The sequence below is a fragment of the Saccharothrix mutabilis subsp. mutabilis genome, from assembly GCF_039521145.1.
GTDB classification, from domain to species: Bacteria; Actinomycetota; Actinomycetes; order Mycobacteriales; family Pseudonocardiaceae; genus Actinosynnema; species Actinosynnema mutabilis.
In genome coordinates this window covers 85,534-105,110 of sequence record NZ_BAAABU010000027.1, presented here as the reverse complement: position 1 = coordinate 105,110, position 19,577 = coordinate 85,534, and the positions used below count along the sequence as shown (strand labels likewise).

The following is a 19,577-nucleotide window of genomic DNA, read 5'->3' as shown; positions in this document are numbered from 1 at the left end:
ACGCCTCCGCCGCCCCTGGCCACAGTCGATACGTCGGACCTTCCGATCATCATGCCGCTTAAGTAAGCGGCATTGGCCCGAAGGGCTACCACAGATTCGCCTGGGTGCAGCCGAAATTTTTGTGAGGGACGAGCAAAAATTTCAGCGGCACCCAGGCGAATCTGTGGTTGGCTCCGCCAGGCCATACGGGGAGGACGGAAAAGCCCCCTCTTTTGCTCTTCCTCCCCGGCGGCCTGCCCGCCGGCGAGGCTCTCTTGATCTTTGAACTCACGCTGTCGCTCTCAAGCCCTCGCTTCGCGGGTCCTAACAGGACGCGCTCCGCTCTCTTGACCTCGGACGCGCTTCGCGCTCTTGAGCGCTTCGCGCGTTGAAGGACGCGCTGGCGCGCTCTAAAGCTAAAAGCGGCCGGGAGGCCTCCAGTGGGGGGAAGGGCCTGCGTGTTCCCCACCGCATGACCTGGCGGAGCCGACCACAGATTGCCGGGGTCGGTCGAAAAACTTTGCTCGTTCCTCGCAAACTTTTTGGCCCGACCCCGGCAATCTGTGGTAGCCCTTCGGGCAGGTCATACGGTGGGGAACACGGAGGCCCCTTGTGGCTGGGAGCCCAGCCCGCCGCGCGGAGCGCGGCGAAGAACGCCGCTGCGCGGCGAAGAACCGCCGCTGCGCGGCGAAAGGCCGCGCGCCGCGCGAAAAGAAGCGTCGATTGCGGCGTCAACGGCGGCGGGATCGTGAGCGGTGTTCCCGAACGGGTTCCGCCACCCGAGGGCCGCCGTTCACCCGCAACCCCTCCACCACCCGCACGATGGTGCGCTCGACCTCCGCACTCGCCTTCTTCGGGTCAGCCGCCCCGGCGATCATGCTCGCCCCGGCCGACAACGACCCGAACAGCAACCGGGCCATCGTCTCGACCGGCAGCTGCTCCAACTCGCCACTGGTGATCAACACCTCGATGGTCGACCGCAGCAGCCCGTAGCTGAAGTGCTCCTCCGCCTCGCGCCACCGCTCCCAGCCCATCACCACGGGAGCCTCGTGGATCACGATCCGCTGGTACGACGGCTCCAGGCACACCCGCACGTACGCGCGCAGGCCCGCGATGGCCGTGTCCCACGGGTCGCCGGGTGCGCTGACGATCTCGCCGAGCTTGCGCATGAACGCGTTCTCGACCGAGTCGAAGGCGGCCTCGAACAGCGCCTGCTTGCCGCTGAAGTGGTGGTACAGCGCGCCCTTCGTCAGGCGGGCCCGCTTGGCGACCTCGTCCAGCGAGGTGCCGGCGTACCCCCGTTTGGTGAACAGCTCGACGGCACTGTCCACCAGGGCCTGCCTGGTGGACTCCGAGTACTCGACACGCCTGGACCGCACTGTCACCACGTTCACAACCGTACGACATACCGACGGTACGTACTCGTGGTATGTTCGCCCTATCGGCCATACCGGCGGTATGCCAGAGACCTCAGGTATGAGCCGCATCACGAGAGGAGGGCGTGATCATGAGCTGGACCGACTTCTACCGACGGCGTGACGCTCTGGACGCCGTGCTCGACGCCGCGTCCGACGACCCCGCGGCGCCCCTGACCTTCGACCACGACCTGTTCGCCACCGAGGACGAGCTGCTCGCGGCCCTGCACTACCGGTGGATGCAGCAGCTCACCGGGCGCCTGGGCGTCGCGCTGGAGGACGCCGCGGGCGACCGCGTCGAGACCGTCACCCACACCTGGCGCGCGCTGGCCGCCGAGCAGCCCGTCCTGCGGGCCGTGCTGGACGAGCACCTGACCGCCCAGGACGCGGTCGAGCGCGAGCAGCGGCTGCTCGCCCTGACCGCCGGGCTCGCGGACCTCACCGAGCCGTCCGACGAGATCGCCAAGGTCGGCGCCGCGTTCCTGGCGCTGGTCCGCAACGCGCCGCGCGCGAAGGCCCCGGCCCGCCACCGCAGGCTCGCCAAGAGCGCCTGACTTGCTGTTGGGTGGTGACCATGGCGAAGTGGACCGAAGCGGACATCCCCGACCAGACCGGCCGCACCGTGCTGGTGACCGGGGCGAACTCGGGCCTCGGGCTGCGCACCGCCGAGGTGCTGGCCGGGAAGGGCGCGCGCGTCCTGATGGCCTGCCGGTCGCCTGAACGCGGGCAGCGCGCGCTGGAACGGGTCGGGAACAAGGCCGAGCTGGTCGAGCTGGACCTGGCCGACCTGGGCTCGGTGCACGACGCCGCGAAGGCCGTCCGCGAGCGCACCGACCGGCTCGACGTGCTGGTCAACAACGCCGGGGTGATGGCGGTGCCGCCGGGGCGCACCGCCGACGGCTTCGAGCGCCAGTTCGGCACCAACCACCTGGGCCACGCGGCCCTCACCTGGCTGTTGATGCCGCTGCTCAAGGCCACCCCGCACGCCCGCGTGGTCACCGTGTCGAGCATGGCCCACCAGCTGGGCGCGATCGACCTGGCCGACCCGAACTACGAGGTCCGCCGCTACTCGTCGTGGGGCGCGTACGGGCAGTCCAAGCTGGCCAACCTGCTCTTCGCGCGCGAGCTGGAACGCCGGTGCCGGGCCGCGGGCGTGGACGTGACGTCGGTCGCGGCCCACCCCGGAGTGACGGCGACCGAGCTGAGCACCAACATGGCCCGCTCGCGGCGCAACCCGGTCATGTCGGTCGGGGCCAAGATCAGCGACTTCTTCGCCCAGTCCGTCGAGATGGGGACGTTGCCGCAGCTCTACGCGGCGACCGCGCCGGACGTCGTCGGCGGCGCGTACTACGGCCCCGACGGGTTCCGCGGGATGCGCGGGCACCCCACCCGTTCGGGGTCCACGGCGGCGGCCAAGGACGAGCTGGCCGCGAGCCGCCTGTGGGACCTGACGGCCAAGCTCACGGGCGTCGCGCCGGACCCGGCGTGACGTAGTGTTGAGGCCGTGACCGTCGTACCTGAAGGTCGGAAGCTGCTGCGCCTAGAGGTGCGCAACAGCCAAACGCCCATCGAGAAGAAGCCCTCGTGGATCAAGACCAAGGCGAAGATGGGCCCCGAGTACCGGGAGCTCAAGGGTCTGGTCAAGCGCGAGGGCCTGCACACGGTGTGCGAAGAGGCCGGTTGTCCCAACATCTACGAGTGCTGGGAAGACCGGGAGGCCACCTTCCTCATCGGTGGCGAGCAGTGCACCCGACGCTGCGACTTCTGCCAGATCGACACCGGCAAGCCCGCGGACCTCGACCGCGACGAGCCGCGCCGGGTCGCCGAGTCCGTCCAGGCCATGGGCCTGCGCTACTCCACCGTCACGGGTGTGGCGCGTGACGACCTCGAAGACGGCGGCGCGTGGCTGTACGCCGAGACCGTCCGCCAGATCCACGCGCTCAACCCGGGCACGGGCGTCGAGCTGCTGATCCCGGACTTCAACGCGGTGCCCGAGCAGCTGGCCGAGGTGTTCGACTCGCGCCCCGAGGTGCTCGCGCACAACCTGGAGACCGTGCCGCGGATCTTCAAGCGCATCCGCCCGGCGTTCCGCTACGAGCGGTCGCTGGAGGTCATCACGAAGGCCCGCGAGGCCGGCCTGGTGACCAAGTCGAACCTCATCCTCGGCATGGGCGAGACGCCGGAGGAGGTGACCGAGGCGCTGCACGACCTGCACGACGCGGGCTGCGAGATCATCACGATCACGCAGTACCTGCGCCCGTCGCCGCGGCACCACCCGGTCGAGCGCTGGGTGAAGCCGGAGGAGTTCGTGGTGCACAAGGAGACCGCCGAGGGCATCGGCTTCTCCGGCGTCATGGCGGGCCCGCTGGTCCGCTCCTCCTACCGCGCGGGACGCCTGTACGCGCAGGCCGTGCAGAAGCGCGGCGACGTGCTCCCGGAGAACCTGCGCCACCTGCTGGAGGCGGGCGGCGCGGCCCAGGAGATCACCTCGCTGCTGGCCCGCTAGGCAGCTCGTCGGAAGCCCCCGGCCGGCGCGGTCGGGGGCTTCGTCATGCCGAAGACCGCCGCCGCACCACCGCGGCCCCCACGACGAACAACGCGCCCACCACGGTCACCGGCGCGGCCCAGGCGAGCCGCTCCACCCGCAGCCGCGAGCAGATCTCGACCAGCGCGCCCCCTTCGGCCTCGACGGCGACCTCGTCGAACCCCATGCCCACGCTGTTGCCGCACGAGACGGCGACGCCCGAGGGCGAGTCGGTGGACAGCGGCAGCAACATGATCAACAACCCGGCCAGGAAGAAAGCGACCCCCACCACCGCGGCGACCGTCTTGGGCGACATGGCGGACAAGCTACGTCCTGAACGCTGTTAGGCATAGGGGGCGCACCACCCCCGCAGCCCCGGTTGGCAACCCCTAATCCGGCGTGGCGAGGCGTCGGGAGGGCGTGCGGACGGCTCAGCGGCGGTCGGCCGTCCCCCGCGCCACCGCGTCGACCAGGAGCGGCGTCACGTCGTCCACGCCCCACAGTTCGAGCAGGCTGGACACGGCGTGACGGATGCCTTCGTAACTTTCCGTCGGCAGATCCGGGGGGAGCTTGACGTGGAGCTCCGGGTTGTGCATCGGTCCAGCGTCCCTGTCGGCGTAACCGGTCCGCAATACCCTGATGGTGGACATCGCGGGTGCGGAATTGCGAAATGCCGCGACCGCCTCGGGAAGGCGATTACCGGCGATTTGTGAAATACCCCACACTGGTGGGCGCGACAGGATTCGAACCTGCGACCGCTCGGGTGTAAACCGAGTGCTCTTCCGCTGAGCTACACGCCCGGTCCGGGGTCGGCCGACCGGCCGACTCCGGGGCAAACGCTATCAGGCCCCCAGCTCGGCGACGGCCTTCTTCCACGCCTCCTGGTCGCGCGCCTCGCCCGGCGCGTTGACCTCGGCGTAGCGGACCACGCCCTCGGTGTCGATCAGGAACGTGCCGCGGTTGGCCAGGCCCGCGGCCTCGTTGAACACGCCGTACTCCGTCGCGACCTTGCCGTGCGGCCAGAAGTCGGAGAGCAGCGGGAAGGTGTAGCCCTGCTGCTCCGCCCACGCCTTCAGGCTGAACGGCGTGTCCACGGACACGCCGATGACCTGCACGTTCTCGCCCTCGTACGTGGCCAGCTCGTCGCGCACCTGGCACAGCTCGCCCGTGCAGATGCCGCTGAACGCGAACGGGTAGAACACCAGCAGGACGTTGCGCTCGCCGCGGAACGACGACAGCGTCACCGGCTGCTTGTTGTAGTCGTTGAGCGTGAAGTCCGGAGCCTGCGAACCGACCTCGACCGACATTCCTCGCCCTTCCGCCAAGTGGAAATGTGCCCAGCCCAAGAAGACGGGCTCCGTGCGGAGCCCGCCGTCGAGCCTAGCGGCACGGGTCGGGGCGGCCGAATGCGACGTCTCAGCGCTTGGACTTGGCGGATTTCGGCGAGACCAGCTTGGTCGCCGCCCAGTCCGCGCTCGCGCTGATGGCGGAGGTCTGGGCGAGCCCCGCGGTCGGCACGGCCTCGGCGATGTCGCTCGGCTCGACGTACCCGGGCCGCCCGGTCTTGGGCGTCAGGACCCAGATCACGCCCTCGTCCGCGAGCGGGCCGATGGCGTCGACCAGGGCGTCCACCAGGTCGCCGTCGTCCTCGCGCCACCACAGCAGGACCACGTCCACGACCTCGTCGGCGTCCTCGTCGAGCAGATCGCTGCCGATGCGCTCCTCGACCGCCGCACGGAGGTCGTCGTCGACGTCCTCTCCCCAGCCGATTTCCTGGACCACAGCGCCCGGGTCGATCCCGAGCCTCTCGGCGACACCGACCTTGCCGGCGTCTTCCGCGGCGACCACGGCTTCCACTCCTCCAAGTACACAAGAGCGGCAGCCGGGTTCGACTGCCGCGCGACATCACTACCAGTCGCGGCTAGCGAACACTGTCACACCAGGCAAGCGCAACCGTAAGGGCCGGGACACGCCGCATCGGGTACCCCCGGATGCGGTCCACCATCCGGATGAGGCAGGCTCTACATACCTCCTATTCGCGCGCGCGAGGGACACGATCCAGAACTACTCACCGGTAGCGGTGACGGGACGGTGTCTTGAAGGCAACGATGGGAACCAGAGAACCCCGGATTGAGGAGATCCCTTGAGCCCGCAGAACACTCCCGAACGGGTGCGCGTCATCCGTGACGGCCTGGCCGCCCACCTGCCGGACATCGACCCGGAGGAGACCGCGGAGTGGCTGGAGTCGTTCGACGCCGTGCTCAAGGGCGGCGGTCAGCAGCGAGCCCGGTACCTGATGCTGCGCCTGTTGGAGCGGGCCCGCGAGAGCCACGTCGGCGTCCCCTCGCTGACCAGCACGGACTACGTCAACACCATCCCCACCGAGCGGGAGCCGTGGTTCCCCGGTGACGAGGAGGTGGAGCGGCGCTACCGGGCGTGGATCCGGTGGAACGCGGCGATCACCGTGCACCGCGCGCAGCGGCCCGGCGTCGGTGTCGGCGGTCACATCTCGACCTACGCCTCCAGCGCGAGCCTCTACGAGGTGGGTTTCAACCACTTCTTCCGGGGCAAGGACCACCCGGGTGGTGGTGACCACGTGTTCATCCAGGGCCACGCGTCACCCGGTGTGTACGCGCGGGCGTTCCTGGAGGGCCGCCTGAGCGCCGAGCAGCTCGACGGCTTCCGCCAGGAGCACTCGCACGCCGGCCCCGGCGGCGGCCTGCCGTCCTACCCGCACCCGCGGCTGATGCCGGACTTCTGGGAGTTCCCGACCGTCTCCATGGGCCTGGGCCCGATGAACGCGATCTACCAGGCGCGGTTCAACCGCTACCTGCACGACCGCGGCATCAAGGACACCTCCGACCAGCACGTGTGGGCGTTCCTGGGCGACGGCGAGATGGACGAGCCGGAGTCGCGCGGCCTGCTCCAGGTCGCGGCCAACGAGCAGCTGGACAACCTGACCTTCGTGGTCAACTGCAACCTGCAGCGCCTGGACGGCCCGGTCCGCGGCAACGGCAAGATCATCCAGGAGCTGGAGGCGTTCTTCCGGGGCGCCGGCTGGAACGTCATCAAGGTCATCTGGGGCCGTGAGTGGGACGCCCTGCTGCACGCCGACCGCGACGGCGCGCTGGTGAACCTGATGAACACCACGCCCGACGGCGACTACCAGACCTACAAGGCCAACGACGGCGCGTACGTCAAGGAGCACTTCTTCGGCCGCGACCCGCGGACCAAGGAGCTGGTCGCGCCGATGTCCGACGACGAGGTGTGGAACCTCAAGCGCGGCGGCCACGACTACCGCAAGGTCTACGCGGCGTACAAGGCGGCGGTGGAGCACCACGGCCAGCCGACGGTCATCCTCGCCAAGACCATCAAGGGCTACGGCCTGGGCCCGCACTTCGCGGCGCGCAACGCCACCCACCAGATGAAGAAGATGACCCTGGAGGACCTCAAGCTCTTCCGGGACAGCCTGCGCATCCCGATCTCCGACGCCGACCTCGACCCGTACCTGCCGCCGTACTACCACCCCGGCGACGACGCCCCGGAGATCCAGTACCTGCTGGAGCGCCGCAAGCAGCTCGGCGGGTTCGTGCCCGAGCGCCGGGCGAAGTCCAAGGCGCTGGTGCTGCCCGGCGACAAGGTCTACGACGTGGTGCGCAAGGGCTCGGGCAAGCAGGAGGTCGCCACCACGATGGCGTTCGTCCGGCTGGTCCGCGACCTGGCCAAGGACCCGGAGATCGGCGGCCGGATCGTGCCGATCATCCCGGACGAGGCGCGCACGTTCGGCATGGACTCGATGTTCCCGGCGCAGAAGATCTACAACCCCAACGGGCAGATGTACACGTCCGTGGACGCGCAACTCATGCTGGCGTACAAGGAGTCCGAGCAGGGGCAGATCCTGCACGAGGGCATCAACGAGGCCGGTTCGACGGCGTCGTTCACCGCCGCCGGCACGTCGTACGCGACGCACGGCGAGCCGATGATCCCGATCTACATCTTCTACTCGATGTTCGGGTTCCAGCGGACCGGTGACGGCCTGTGGGCGGCGGCGGACCAGATGGCGCGCGGCTTCGTGCTGGGCGCGACGGCGGGCCGCACGACGCTGACCGGCGAGGGCCTCCAGCACGCCGACGGCCACTCGCTGCTGCTCGCGCACACCAACCCGGCGGTGATCGCCTACGACCCGGCGTGGTCGTTCGAGGTGGCGCACATCGTCAAGGACGGCCTGCGGCGGATGTACGGCGAGAACGCCGAGAACGTCTTCTACTACATGACCGTCTACAACGAGCCGTACCAGCAGCCGGCCGAGCCGGCGGACCTGGACGTGGAGGGCCTGCTCAAGGGCCTCTACCGGTACCAGGCGGGCGGTTCGGCGTCGGGTCCGCGCGCGCAGGTCCTCGCGTCGGGCGTGGCGATGCCGTGGGCGGTCAAGGCGCAGCGGATGCTGGCCGAGGAGTGGGGCGTGCAGGCCGACGTGTGGTCGGCGACGTCGTACTCGGAGCTGCGCCGCGAGGCCGTCGAGGTCGACCGGCACAACCTGCTGCACCCCGACCAGGAGCCGCGCGTGCCGTACGTGACGCAGGTGCTGGCCGACGCGGCCGGCCCGGTCGTGGCGGTGTCGGACTGGATGTCGGCGGTGCCGGACCTGATCCGCCCGTACGTGCCGACCGACATGGTCACCCTGGGCACCGACGGGTTCGGCTTCTCCGACACCCGCCCGGCCGCGCGCCGCCACTTCCTGGTGGACGCGGAGTCGGTCGTGGTGGCCACGCTGCAGGCGCTGGCCAAGCGCGGCGAGGTCGACCAGGCGAAGGTCGTCGAGGCGGCCCGCCGCTACAAGATCGACGACGTGTCGGCGGCCGGCCCGTCCACCACGGACGCGGGCCTCGCCTGACGCACGCGCCGCCGGCGGCGGTGCGCTCGGACGCGGACGCCGGGGATTCCACTCGATCAGGTGGAGTCCCCGGCGTTCGCCGTTCCCGGCCCTGAGCGGCCCGCTGACGGCCGCGACGCCCCTACCGGGGGTCCCGGGAGCCCTCAGACGATCTCCAGGGCCCTGCGGGTCCCTGGCGGTCCGCGCGACAGCGGTGAACCCCCTGTGATCCACGCCATAGAATGGGGTGAGCCCGGCGACGAGGGGGGCAATGGGGACGCCTCGACCCGCCGTCCACCGCACGATGCTGGCCGTGGACGTGTCCGGTTTCGGCGCGCGCGGGCGCACCGGGCAGGAGGCGGTGCGGCGCGGGCTGTACGAGGCGTTGATCCGGGCGTTCGCCGAGTGCGGCGTCCCGTGGACCGACGACTGGGACGGCACCTACCACGAGGACCGGGGCGACGGGCTGTTCGTGCTCATCCCCCACGACGTGCCCAACGGCCGCGTCGTCGGGTCCCTGCCGCACGTGCTGGCGGGCCAGCTGCGCAAGCACAACAAGGCCGCCGCGCCGGACGCCGTGATCCGGCTGCGGGCCGCGATCACCGCGGGCGAGGTGTCCAACGACGGCAACGGCGTGATGGGCGACGGCCTGGTGCTGGCGTTCCGGCTGCTGGAGTCGACGGCGCTGCGCGAGGAGCTGCGCCGCCGGCCGGGCGAGCTGGCGCTGATCGTGTCGGACCGGTTCTTCCGGGACGTCGTGCGCGACGACCCGGTGTGCGACCCCGACTCCTACCGCGAGGTCGCGGTGGACGTGAAGGAGGTCCGCGGCAAGGCGTGGATCAGCCGGCCCGACCACCCCAAGGCGCAGCCGCGCCGGTCGTGGCCCCGGCCCCGGTGGTCGGTGGTGGCGCTGGTCGGGCTGCTGGCCGTGCCGCTGTCGTGCGACGCGCTGGCGGCCCGCGCGCCCGAGGCCGTGCCGTGCCCGGAGCCGGTGCAGGTCAACGTGCTGTCGTCGGCGGAGAAGGCGGACGTGGTGCGCGGGTTGGCGGCGGACTTCGCCGACACCTATCGCGACGGCACGGGGTGCGCGCGGGCGCGGGTGCACGTGACGTCGCGCCCGTCGGCGGCGTCGGTCGCGGCGCTCGGGCGGGGCTGGCCGGACCTGGACCTCGCGACCAACGGCCCGGAGCCGCACGTGTGGCTGCCGGACGTCCGGTGGGAGTGGGACGAGGCGGTGCGGGTGCTGCGGGACACCGGCCGCCGGGACGTCGAGCTGCTCGACCGCGGCACGATCGCGCACTCGCCGCTGGTGCTGGGCGTGCCGCCGAACCGGGCGCCGGCGGACGGGTCGTTCCACTGGCGGGACCTCCCCGCGTTCCGGTTGGCCGACGTGGACCCCTCGGCGTCGGGCGCGGGGCTGGCCGCGGCGGTGGCCGTGGTGGGAGCCGAGCTGGGCTCGACCGCGCTGGACGACCCGACGGCGGCGCGCCGGTTGCGGGAGGCGGCGCTGCGCACGTCCCCGGGGCCGGTGTGCCCGGACGCGACCGGTGCCGTGCTGGCGTCGGAGCGGGCCGTGGGGCGCGCCGACCTGCCGTGCCTGACCCCGCTGTACCCGGTGGAGGGCACGTTCGACCTGGACCACCCGTTCGTGGAGGTGCGGCGCGGGAACCGGCCGCCCAACGAGCGGCGGCAGGCGGCGGTGGCGGCGTTCCGGGAGCACCTGCTGGCCGACGGCGGGCAGAGCGCGTTCCGGCGGGCCGGGTTCCGCGACGCGGACTGGAACCCCGGCGTGCACGAGCGGGTGCGGCACGACAAGCCGGAGCTGGTGCGGCCCGCGGTGGACCCGGCGGCGGCGCGCGCGGCGTGGCGGGCGGCGGCCGACCCGACCGGGGTGGTGCTGGCCGTGGACGGGTCCGCGCCCGCCCGCGCCCTGGCCGACCGGGTCGCGGCGCTCGCGCCGGGCGCGCCGCGGGTCGAGTTCACGCCGGCGGGCGCCGCCGACGTGGTGGCCGAGGCGGTGCGGCGGCACGGCCCCGAGCGGCCGGTCGTCGTGATCACCGCGGCCACGACGCCGGTGCGGCCGGGCGCGGTGGTGGACCGCTCGATCGACGTGCACGGGATCGGGCTGGTGGCGGGGGCGTGCGCCGCGACGACCCAGTTGGGGGCGTTCGCCGCGGCCTACCCCGGCGACTGCGCGGAGTCGGCCGACCCGGACCGCGCGCTGGACTGGGTGGCCGACCGGCTGTGGGGTGCGCGGTGATCCGGTGGTTGGTGGTGTGCCTGCTGGTGGCGGCGTGCGGCGCGCCGGCGGTGGACCCGGCGCGCGAGGGGCGCGGGCGGATCACGTTCGTGGACAGCCACGACCTGTCGTCGTCGGGGCCGATCCGGCAGCGGGTGGAGGCGTGGAACGCGCGGGCCAGCTCGGTGGAGCAGGTGACCTACGTGCCGATGCCCACGCCGACCGACGACTACCGGGCGCAGCTCATGGCGCGGGCCGGTGACCTGGCGGGCCGGCGGGGCGCGGACGCCCGGTCGCAGTGCTACGACGTGGTCACCCTGGACGTGGTGTGGACGGCGGCGTTCGCGCAGGCCAACTACCTGGCGCGGTGGCCCGAGGGCGAGATCGGGCCGGACCGGTTCCTGCCCGCGGCCGTCGAGTCGGCCCGGGTGGACGGGACGCTGTGGGCGGTGCCCTGGCGGGCGGACGCGGGCGTGCTGTTCTACCGCGGCGACCTGCTGGCCCGGGAGGGCGCGAGCCGGCCGACGTCGTGGGACCAGTTGGAGCGGCAGGCGGCGACGATCGCGCCGAAGTACGGGGTCGCCGGGTTCGTCGGGCAGCTCGGGCAGTACGAGGGCGTGACGGTGAACGCGTTGGAGGCGGTCTGGGGGCACGGCGGCAGCGCGGACGACTGGGCCGGTCCGGGCGCGCGGGCCGGGGTCGGGCGGCTGGCCGGCGGGGTGGAGCGGGGCTGGATCCCGCAGGAGGCGTTGCGCTACGACGAGGCGGCGAGCCTGCGGGAGTTCCTGGAGGGGCGGGCGCTGTTCCTGCGGACCTGGCCGTACGCGCGGGCGGAGCTGGAGGCGTCGCCGTTGAACGGGAAGTTCGGGATGGCGGCGTTGCCGGGGCCGGCGGCGCTGGGCGGGTGGAACCTGGCGGTGTCGCGCTGCTCGGCCCACCAGGCCACCGCGCGGGACTTCATCCGGTTCCTGACCGACCCGGACAGCCAGGCCGCGCTGCTCACCCAGGCGGGCTACCCGCCGACGCTGACCAGCCTGTACCGGGAGCCCGAGCTGCGGGCCCGCCTCCCCCACCTGGTGGTGCTGGAGGCCGCGGTCCACAACGCCCGGAACCGACCGCGGACGGCGCACTACGACAACGTGACCAGGGTGGTGCAGCAGGCGGTGCACAACGTGCTGCGCAACCCCAAATCGCTGGACGCCGAGCTGCGGCGGTTGGCCGAGGACGCGGCGCGCGCGTCAGCCGGTCGCTAGCCCGATCGCCAGCCCGCGCGTCAGCCGGTCGCCAGTCCGGGGTCGTTCGCGAGGGACTTCGCCGCCCGCCTGGCCTCGCGGTTCCAGTCGATCCAGCCGCGGATCACCAGGACCGCGAAGATCGTGTAGACCAGCGCGCTGAAGTACAGGCCCGACTGGATCTGCAGCGGCACGCCGATCGCGTCCACCACCAGCCACACCAGCCAGAACTCGACCAGGCCGAAGCCCTGGAGGGTGAAGGCGAGGACGGTGCCGACGAACAGCGCGGCGTCCGGCCAGGGCGCCCAGGAGGCGTTGAGTGCGTCCAGGACCAGGGCGAAGGCCGTGGTGCCCACCGCGAAGGCGGCGACGACGGCGAGGCGTTCCTTCACCGTGCCCTTGCGGACGACGACGCCGAAGACCGGGTCGCGCCGCTTGGTCCAGGCCCACCAGCCGTAGAGGGTGATCAGGGCGATCACGACCTGCCGGGCCGCGGTGCCGCCCAGGTGCGCGGAGACGTACACGACGAAGAGCAGGGTGACCGAGACCAGCTGCACCGGCCAGGTCCACAGCGAGCGCCGCTGGGCGAGGTACACGACCACGAGGGCGAAGACCTGGCCGATGAACTCGGCGTAGGACACCTTCTGGCCGAAGACGGTGAAGCCCTGATCCAGCAAGACGTGCATCGCGTCCTCCAAGCGTCTACTGCGCGGCAACACCTGGCCGGCGCCGTGTGTTCCTGCCGTCGGTGTGGCGCGTGACATGGCCTTGCGTGCTTGCGGTCTCGCGTACACCTTGCCGTCAGCGGGCGTACATCGGTGGTGCGTACTTTGCCGCGAATGCGAGCCCTTGTCCTGGCCTTTGTGCCGTTGCTGGCCGTCGCACCCGTGGCGGCGGCGTCCCCTGACCCGGTGGTCGTGCCGGTCGCGCAGACGCGTGCGTTCGTGGACGACGCGTCCGGCGCGCCGGCGAACGCCGACGCCGACGACCCCGCGATCTGGGTGCACCCCTGTTCCGCCGAGCGCAGCGTGGTGCTGGGGACGTTGAAGGAGGGTGGCTTGGCGGCGTTCGACCTGCGGGGACGCACGCTGGGCACCTACCCGGCGCCCCGGCCGCCGCACCCCGACGCCAAGCCCGGCCGGTACAACAACGTGGACGTGCTGCGGGCCGCCGTGGGCGGTGTCCGCCGTGACCTGGCGTTCGTCAGCGACCGGGGCCGGGACCGGGTGCGCGTGTACGAGATCGACGGCCGGGGTTCGGCGGCGGGTTCGGCCGTGGTCAGGGATGTCACCGACCCGGCGGCGCGGCCGGTGTTCTCGGCGTCCGAGGAGGAAGTGGACGAGCAGCGCACGGTGTACGGCCTGGCGGCGGGACAGGTGGACCGCACGCCGGTGGTCGTGGTGAACCGGCGCGACGAGACCCGGGTGGCCCTGCTGCACGTCGTGCCCGCGGCCGGCGGGACGGTGGGCACGAAGGTCGTGTCCACTGTGGACCTGCCCTCGACGTTCCCGCTGCCCGACGGCACGTCGTGGACGCCGTGCGGCGAGCCGGGCGAGGGTCCGCAGTTGGAAGGCATGGTCGTCGACTCGGCCAACCGCGTGCTCTACGCGGCGCAGGAGGACGTGGGCATCTGGCGGATCCCGCTGGCGGCGGACGGGTTCGGGACGCCGAAGCTGATCGACCGGGTCGGGTCCTTCGGGGTGCCGCGGACGTACGACCCGGAGACGGAGGAGTGCTCGGTGTCGGGTCCGGACCCGGGCTTCGGCGGGCGGCACCTGGAGGCGGACGCGGAGGGCCTGACCATCGGCGGCGACCACCTGGTGGCGTCGAGCCAGGGCGACTCGCGCTTCGTGGTCTACGAGCGGACCGGCCGCAACCGGTACGTGGGCGGGTTCGCGGTGGGCGCGGGCGACGGGAAGGACTCGGTCGAGCACTCGGACGGGGCGCAGCTGGTGGTGGGCGACCTGGGCGACGAGTACGAGGAGGGCTTGCTGGTCGTGCACGACGGCGAGCGGACGCCCGCGGTGGGTGACCTGGCGACCACCGGGTTCGCGTACGTGAGCTGGGAAGACGTGCTGGACGAGCTGTAGCCGGGGCGGACGGCTGCGGAGTGGCGGTGGCGCGCGTGAGCCCCGTCCGGTGGTTCCGAACGGGGCTCCGCGAGCGTGCCTGAAGCCGGCCTGCCCGGGTCAGCGCGCCCGGGTCAGCGCGCCCGGGTCAGCGCGCCCGGGTCAGCGCGCCCGGGTCAGCGCGCCCGGGTCAGCGGCCGTCGGCCGGGGGCATGGGCATCCCGGCCGGCGGGGTCGGGGTGTCCATCGGGGACGTGCGGGCGCCCGCACCCACCCGCGTCGCGGACTGCGGCTGCGACATGGGGTCCTGGGACTGCCGGGGCCGCGGGGCGCTCTTCGCCTCCTCCTGCATGCGGTCCAACCAGCCCTCCCAGCGTTGCTGCATCGGGCGCACCAGGCCGCCGCCCACGCCGATCACGATGACGCCCGCCACCGTCGCCAGCACCGTGATGAGCACCGGCATGGTCACCGACACCGCGATGCCCAGCTGGTTCAGCGCCGCGATCACGCCCAGCGCCACGACGAACCCGTACGTGATGCCGCCCAGCATCCGCGTGTACGGCCGCGCGCCCAGCGCCCCGGTCACCAGCCCGCGCAGCGCCTTGCCGATCGCGGCGGCCACCAGGACCAGCACGATCGCCACCACGATCCGCGGCAGGTAGGCGATCACGTCGTTGAGCAGCGCGCTGACCGCGTTGCCGGTGCCGAACACCCCGAACGCCATCTGCAACGCGATGAGCAGCACGAAGTAGTAGACGATCTTGACGATCAGCCCGGACGCGTCGATGGGCGTCTGCGCCATCGCCCCGCGCAGGCCGGACCGCTCGACCAGCCGCTCGAACCCGACCCGGTTCAGCAGGAACCCGACGGCCTTGGCGAGCGCCTTGGCGATGAGCCAGCCGATGAACAGGACCAGCAGGAAGCCGAGGAGCTTCGGCACGAACGTGGCCACCATCGCCCACGCCTGTCCGAGTCCTTCGGTGATCTGGGAGCCCACGACGCCCCTCCTCAGAAACGAATGTGCCGAAACGCTTGCCGAGATCGTTTCCCACCCCGCATCACCCGGCAACCTGAAGTGGTGGCACGAAAGGGTGACTGACGTGGCACTTCGGCCGGCGACAGTCCAGAGTGGAGTCACCGGTGGGGACCGGGGAGAGGGAAACGCCCGGCGCGCTTCGTGCGTGCCGGGCGTTTCCGGCTGTGGGGGCGTTTCCGGCTGTGGGGGCGTTTCCGGCTGTGGGGGCACAGCGCGACGCCCGGCACCGGGAGGGCGCCGGGCGTCGCGGTGACCGCTCAGAGGCCGGTGAAGGCGGCCAGCCCGCGGTTGTCCAAGTAGGACCGGACGTGGTCGACCGAGGTCACCAGCGACGGGTTCGGCCGCGGGTCGCCCGGACAGCTCGAACTGCTGTCCGGCAGCACCCCGTCCACCAGGTACCGGTCCACCTCGCGGTCCACGCACGCGTTGCCGCCGCCGTAGATGCCGTGCCGCCCCTCGTCCCGCACGGTCAGCAACTGGTGGCCGAGCCGGGTCGCCATCGCCGGACCGCCCTCGTACCGGGTCTGGGTGTCGCCCTCCGCCTGGATGACCACACCCACCGGGTAGCCGTCGCGCTTCAGCTCGACCGCGGGCTCCGGCGGCGTGAACGAGCGGTAGGTGCACGTCGTGGGCGCCGCGCGGACCACGCCGAAACCGTACGGGTAGCGCTCGCGGAAGATCCTCATGTCCTCGAAGTAGGTCTGGACGTCGGCCGGCCAGTCGACCTCGCAGATGACCGTGCTGAACACGCCGGGCACCAACTCCTGCTTCACCGAGTCGGCCAGCACGCGCGCGGACTCCGCGGCCGTGCCCGCGGCCAGCTGCCGCACGACCGCCGCCAGGTCCGCCCACAGTGGACGGTAGCGGGAGCCGACGCCCACGGCCGCGTCGAACATCGTGCGCGTCTGGCCCGCGACGGGCTTCACGGCCAGCGCCGACGCCACCGCCTCCAGCCCGGTCATCACCTCGTCGGCGGTGGCCCCGAGCTTGAGCACCGCGTGGTGCTCCGCCGCCCACGCCGCCCACAGGTCCACGTTGCGCCGGTACGCCACGGCCTGCGCCCCGAACTGCTCGCGCCAGATCCACTCCGGGTGCACCGACGAGTCGAGCACGTTGCGGTCCAGGCGCTGCGGGAACAGGCTGCCGTACACGGCGCCGAGGTAGGTGCCGTAGGAGTAGCCGAGGTAGTTGAGCTTCTCCTCCTTGAGCACCGCGCGCACGACGTCCATGTCGCGGGCGGTGTTGGGGGTGTTGACGTACGGGCGGATGCCGCCGGCCGCGCGCCGGCACGCGTCCTCGGCGGCCTGCGCCTCGGCGGCCCACTTGTGGAACTCCGTGTCCGGCGGCCGGGTGTCCACGGCGGCGAAGTCGGGGGCGGGTTGGCAGGCCAGGGCGGTGGACCCGCCGACGCCGCGCGGGTCGAACCCGATCAGGTCGTAGACCTGGGCGGGTTTGGTCTTGGCCAGGAACACCGGCATGCCGACGCCGGACCCGCCCGGCCCGCCGGGGTTGAGCACCAGGATGCCCCGCCGCCGCGCCGGGTCCTGCGCCTTGAGCCGGCTGATGCGCACCGCTATGCGGTCGGCCTCGGGCCGGGTGTAGTCGAGCGGGACCACGACCTCCGCGCACTCCAGGGCGGGAACGTTCGCGCTGCACGACTTCCAGGTGAGCTGCTGCGAGGTGTAGGGCGCCAGCGGGTCGGCGGTGGCGAACGACGGGACGACGGCTGTCGTCAGCGTGGTGATGAGCGCCAAGCCAACGGACACGTACCTGCGCACGGGCAACCTCCCACGGGTCGCTGGGGTGTTCCCCGAAGGTAGGACGGGCAGCGCCCCGGTTCAGGCTGTGTCACTCGTTGGTGGACCGCGCAGGCACGTCCGGGTGGTGTGCGATGGTGGTGCCCATGAGCGGCTCGGAGGTCCTGCCGGTGTTGTCGAAGGAGACGCTGCGCACGTTGCAGCGCGCCTCCGGCGACCTGGCGGCGTCCAGTGTGGCCGCGATGGAGGAGCAACTGCCGTGGTTCCGGCGGATGCCGGCCGAGCAGCGCGCGGGCGTGCTCCTGTTGATCCAGAACGGGGTCGCGGGGTTCGTGTCGTGGCTGCACGACCCGCAGCAGGCGATCCGGCTGACCGCCGAGGCGTTCCGGTCCGCGCCCAAGGACATCTCGCGGTGGGTGAGCCTGCGCCAGACCGTCGAGCTGGTGCGGATCGCGCTGGAGCTGTTCGAGCACCAGCTGCCCCGCCTGGCCCGGGACGAGGCGGAGCGGGCGCTGCTCACCGAGGGCGTGCTGCGCTACGGCCGGGAGATCGCGTTCTCCGCCGCCACCTCCTACGCCGCCGCCGCCGAGGCCCGCGGCGCGTGGGACGCCCGGCTGGAGGCGCTGGTCGTGGACGGCATCGTGCGGGGCGACGCGGAGGAGTCGCTGCTGTCGCGGGCCACGGCGCTGGGCTGGGACCCGGCGTCGGAGGCGACCGTGCTGGTGGGCAACCCGCCCTCGGACGACCCGCCGGCGGTGGTGTTCGAGGTGCGCAGCCGGGCGGCGCGCATCTCCCGGCCGGTGCTGCTGAGCGTGCAGGGGTCGCGGCTGGTGGTCGTGCTGGGCGGGGAGACCGAGAGCGGGGACGCCCTGGTGCGGCTGTCCGACGCGTTCGGGCCGGGTCCGGTGGTGGCGGGGCCGACCGTGACGAGCCTGGCCGACGCGCACCGCAGCGCCGGTGACGCGCTGTCGGGGCTGCGGGCGGTGGTCGGGTGGCCGGCCGCGCCGCGCCCGGTGCGGTCGCTGGACCTGCTGCCCGAGCGCGCGTTGGCGGGCGACCCGGAGGCGGAGTGGCAGCTGGTGGACCGCATCGCCCGGCCGCTGGAGGACGCGGGCGGGTCGCTGTTGGAGACCGTGGACGCGTTCCTGGAGGTCGGGGGCGTGCTGGAGGCGTGCGCGCGGAAGCTGTTCGTGCACCCGAACACGGTCCGGTACCGGTTGCGGCGGGCCACCGAGCTGACCGGGCGCAACGCCAACGACCCCCGGGACGCCCTGGTGCTGCGGGTGGCCCTGTCCGTGGGCCGCCTGGCGAGGGCGCGCGGCCTCTGGTGAACCACACGACCGGGTGATCATCCGGGCCGGTGTGATGGAGAACGCATGTCCCATTTGGGTGCGGATGAGCTGCCCCCGACAACACGTGACGTGGTTCAACGTTCATCCGCGAGTCACATTTGTGGAGACCCTACAAACCCGTAGTCGCGGTTTCGTCAGCTCCGGCATCCCGCGAAGCCGCCGGGAACGTGTTCAGTGAGCGGGTGATCGCGCTGCTCGCCCCCGGACAGGGGTCCCAGACACCCGGCATGCTCGCCCCCTGGCTCGAACTGGAGGGGGCCGGGCAGCGCGTGGCCGCGTGGTCGGAGGCGACCGGGCTGGACCTCGCGCGCCTGGGCACCACGGCCGACGCGGACGAGATCAAGGACACCGCGATCACCCAGCCGCTCGTCGTGGCGCTCGCGCTGCTCGCGTTCGAGGAGCTGCGCCGCCGGGTCGAGCTGCCCGCCGACACCGTCGTCGCCGGTCACTCCGTCGGCGAGCTGGCCGCCGCGGCGGTCGCGGGCGCGCTGTCCGCGGACGACGCCGTCGCCCTCGCCGCCGTGCGCGGCGCGGAGATGGCCGCCGCGTGCGCCCTGGAGCCGACCGGCATGGCGGCCGTGCTGGGCGGCGAGGAGGCCGACGTGCTGGCCCGCCTCGACGAACTCGGGCTGGTCGGCGCGAACCGCAACGGCGCGGGCCAGATCGTGGCCGCCGGGCCGCTGCCCGCGCTGGACAAGCTCGCCGAGAACCCGCCCGAGCGGGCGAAGATCCGCAAGCTGGCCGTCGCGGGCGCGTTCCACACCGCCTACATGGCCCCCGCCGAGGAGGCGCTGCGGGCCAGGGCCGCGGGCATCGCCGTGGAGGACCCCACGCTGCCGCTGCTGTCCAACGCCGACGGCGCCGAGGTGACCTCCGGCGCCGAGGTGCTGAACCGACTCATCGCGCAGGTCACCCGCCCCGTGCGGTGGGACTCCTGCCAGGCGACGCTGGGCGCGAAGGGCGTGACCGCCGTGGTGGAGCTGCCGCCGGCGGGCGCGCTGACGGGCCTCGCGAAGCGCGAACTGAAGGGCACCCCCACGTTGGCACTGAAGACCCCCGACCAGCTGGACCAGGTCGTGGCGCTGCTCGGGGAGGCCTGAC

Annotated in this window: 17 protein-coding genes and 1 tRNA gene; 9 read left to right on the top strand and 9 right to left on the bottom strand. The window is 72.4% G+C overall.

The window, feature by feature from the left end:
* Nucleotides 1-710 precede the first annotated feature (710 nt).
* Nucleotides 711-1,358, bottom strand: a complete 648-nt coding sequence (locus ABD126_RS34720) for a TetR/AcrR family transcriptional regulator (RefSeq protein WP_343939120.1) — start codon at nt 1,356-1,358, stop codon at nt 711-713.
* Nucleotides 1,359-1,486: 128 nt separating this feature from the next.
* Here ABD126_RS34720 and ABD126_RS34715 point away from each other — a divergent pair, with 128 nt between their 5' ends.
* The 3 genes from ABD126_RS34715 to lipA are packed head-to-tail and all read left to right on the top strand — an operon-like array spanning nt 1,487 to nt 3,900.
* Nucleotides 1,487-1,948, top strand: coding sequence for a hypothetical protein (locus ABD126_RS34715; protein WP_343939106.1), 462 nt, complete (start codon nt 1,487-1,489; stop codon nt 1,946-1,948).
* Nucleotides 1,949-1,968: 20 nt separating this feature from the next.
* Nucleotides 1,969-2,883, top strand: coding sequence for an oxidoreductase (locus ABD126_RS34710; RefSeq protein WP_343939104.1), 915 nt, complete (start codon nt 1,969-1,971; stop codon nt 2,881-2,883).
* A 15-nt stretch (nt 2,884-2,898) separates the two neighbouring features.
* Nucleotides 2,899-3,900 carry a lipoyl synthase gene (lipA, locus tag ABD126_RS34705; RefSeq protein ID WP_309112963.1) on the top strand — a complete coding sequence of 334 codons (1,002 nt, stop codon included), beginning with the start codon at nt 2,899-2,901 and terminating at the stop codon, nt 3,898-3,900.
* Nucleotides 3,901-3,943: 43 nt separating this feature from the next.
* Here the strand turns inward: lipA and ABD126_RS34700 are convergent, their stop codons facing one another.
* The 5 genes from ABD126_RS34700 to ABD126_RS34680 form a co-directional block, all read right to left on the bottom strand.
* Nucleotides 3,944-4,234 (bottom strand): hypothetical protein, encoded by a 291-nt coding sequence (locus ABD126_RS34700; RefSeq protein ID WP_343939102.1) that lies wholly within the window; start codon nt 4,232-4,234, stop codon nt 3,944-3,946.
* Nucleotides 4,235-4,349: 115 nt separating this feature from the next.
* Entirely contained in the window at nt 4,350-4,514 is a 165-nt protein-coding gene (locus tag ABD126_RS34695) for a hypothetical protein (protein WP_343939100.1), read from the bottom strand.
* A gap of 129 nt (nt 4,515-4,643) precedes the next feature.
* A tRNA-Val gene (locus ABD126_RS34690) sits at nt 4,644-4,718 on the bottom strand.
* 42 nt (nt 4,719-4,760) lie between these two features.
* Nucleotides 4,761-5,225: a peroxiredoxin gene (locus ABD126_RS34685; RefSeq protein ID WP_343939098.1), complete on the bottom strand. Its 465-nt coding sequence runs from the start codon at nt 5,223-5,225 to the stop codon at nt 4,761-4,763.
* A 109-nt stretch (nt 5,226-5,334) separates the two neighbouring features.
* A complete protein-coding gene (locus tag ABD126_RS34680) occupies nt 5,335-5,766 on the bottom strand; it encodes a DUF3052 domain-containing protein (RefSeq protein WP_343939096.1) in 432 nt (143 codons plus the stop codon).
* Nucleotides 5,767-6,061: 295 nt separating this feature from the next.
* Between ABD126_RS34680 and aceE the strand changes: the two genes are divergently transcribed.
* From aceE to ABD126_RS34665, 3 genes are all read left to right on the top strand, one after another.
* Complete coding sequence (gene aceE, locus ABD126_RS34675; RefSeq protein WP_343939094.1) at nt 6,062-8,812, top strand: pyruvate dehydrogenase (acetyl-transferring), homodimeric type; 2,751 nt, start codon at nt 6,062-6,064, stop codon at nt 8,810-8,812.
* A gap of 250 nt (nt 8,813-9,062) precedes the next feature.
* Nucleotides 9,063-11,051, top strand: a complete 1,989-nt coding sequence (locus ABD126_RS34670) for a substrate-binding domain-containing protein (RefSeq protein ID WP_343939092.1) — start codon at nt 9,063-9,065, stop codon at nt 11,049-11,051.
* Entirely contained in the window at nt 11,048-12,283 is a 1,236-nt protein-coding gene (locus ABD126_RS34665) for an ABC transporter substrate-binding protein (protein WP_343939090.1), read from the top strand. Before ABD126_RS34670 ends, ABD126_RS34665 begins: the two co-directional genes overlap by 4 nt.
* Nucleotides 12,284-12,303: 20 nt before the next feature.
* Here the strand turns inward: ABD126_RS34665 and pnuC are convergent, their stop codons facing one another.
* On the bottom strand, nt 12,304-12,948 hold the full coding sequence (gene pnuC, locus ABD126_RS34660; RefSeq protein ID WP_343939088.1) for a nicotinamide riboside transporter PnuC: 645 nt from the start codon (nt 12,946-12,948) through the stop codon (nt 12,304-12,306).
* 153 nt (nt 12,949-13,101) lie between these two features.
* Between pnuC and ABD126_RS34655 the strand changes: the two genes are divergently transcribed.
* Nucleotides 13,102-14,352: a phytase gene (locus ABD126_RS34655; protein ID WP_343939086.1), complete on the top strand. Its 1,251-nt coding sequence runs from the start codon at nt 13,102-13,104 to the stop codon at nt 14,350-14,352.
* Between the two features lie 169 nt (nt 14,353-14,521).
* Here ABD126_RS34655 and ABD126_RS34650 read toward each other — a convergent pair whose 3' ends face one another.
* Both ABD126_RS34650 and ABD126_RS34645 read right to left on the bottom strand, forming a co-directional pair.
* Nucleotides 14,522-15,328, bottom strand: a complete 807-nt coding sequence (locus ABD126_RS34650) for a mechanosensitive ion channel family protein (protein ID WP_343939084.1) — start codon at nt 15,326-15,328, stop codon at nt 14,522-14,524.
* A gap of 296 nt (nt 15,329-15,624) precedes the next feature.
* Entirely contained in the window at nt 15,625-17,145 is a 1,521-nt protein-coding gene (locus ABD126_RS34645; protein ID WP_343939082.1) for an alpha/beta hydrolase, read from the bottom strand.
* Between the two features lie 125 nt (nt 17,146-17,270).
* Between ABD126_RS34645 and ABD126_RS34640 the strand changes: the two genes are divergently transcribed.
* Both ABD126_RS34640 and ABD126_RS34635 read left to right on the top strand, forming a co-directional pair.
* Nucleotides 17,271-18,455 (top strand): PucR family transcriptional regulator, encoded by a 1,185-nt coding sequence (locus tag ABD126_RS34640; protein WP_343939080.1) that lies wholly within the window; start codon nt 17,271-17,273, stop codon nt 18,453-18,455.
* A 188-nt stretch (nt 18,456-18,643) separates the two neighbouring features.
* A complete protein-coding gene (locus tag ABD126_RS34635; protein ID WP_343939078.1) occupies nt 18,644-19,576 on the top strand; it encodes an ACP S-malonyltransferase in 933 nt (310 codons plus the stop codon).
* Nucleotide 19,577: the final 1 nt, after the last annotated feature.

Excerpts from the sequence above, each read along its gene's own strand:
- ABD126_RS34715 (WP_343939106.1), top strand. The coding sequence starts at position 1,487 with ATGAGCTGGACCGACTTCTACCGACGGCGTGACGCTCTGGACGCCGTG.
- ABD126_RS34710 (WP_343939104.1), top strand. The coding sequence starts at position 1,969 with ATGGCGAAGTGGACCGAAGCGGACATCCCCGACCAGACCGGCCGCACC.
- ABD126_RS34700 (WP_343939102.1), bottom strand. The coding sequence starts at position 4,234 with ATGTCGCCCAAGACGGTCGCCGCGGTGGTGGGGGTCGCTTTCTTCCTG.
- ABD126_RS34695 (WP_343939100.1), bottom strand. The coding sequence starts at position 4,514 with ATGCACAACCCGGAGCTCCACGTCAAGCTCCCCCCGGATCTGCCGACG.
- ABD126_RS34685 (WP_343939098.1), bottom strand. The coding sequence starts at position 5,225 with ATGTCGGTCGAGGTCGGTTCGCAGGCTCCGGACTTCACGCTCAACGAC.
- ABD126_RS34670 (WP_343939092.1), top strand. The coding sequence starts at position 9,063 with ATGGGGACGCCTCGACCCGCCGTCCACCGCACGATGCTGGCCGTGGAC.
- pnuC (WP_343939088.1), bottom strand. The coding sequence starts at position 12,948 with ATGCACGTCTTGCTGGATCAGGGCTTCACCGTCTTCGGCCAGAAGGTG.
- ABD126_RS34655 (WP_343939086.1), top strand. The coding sequence starts at position 13,102 with ATGCGAGCCCTTGTCCTGGCCTTTGTGCCGTTGCTGGCCGTCGCACCC.
- ABD126_RS34640 (WP_343939080.1), top strand. The coding sequence starts at position 17,271 with ATGAGCGGCTCGGAGGTCCTGCCGGTGTTGTCGAAGGAGACGCTGCGC.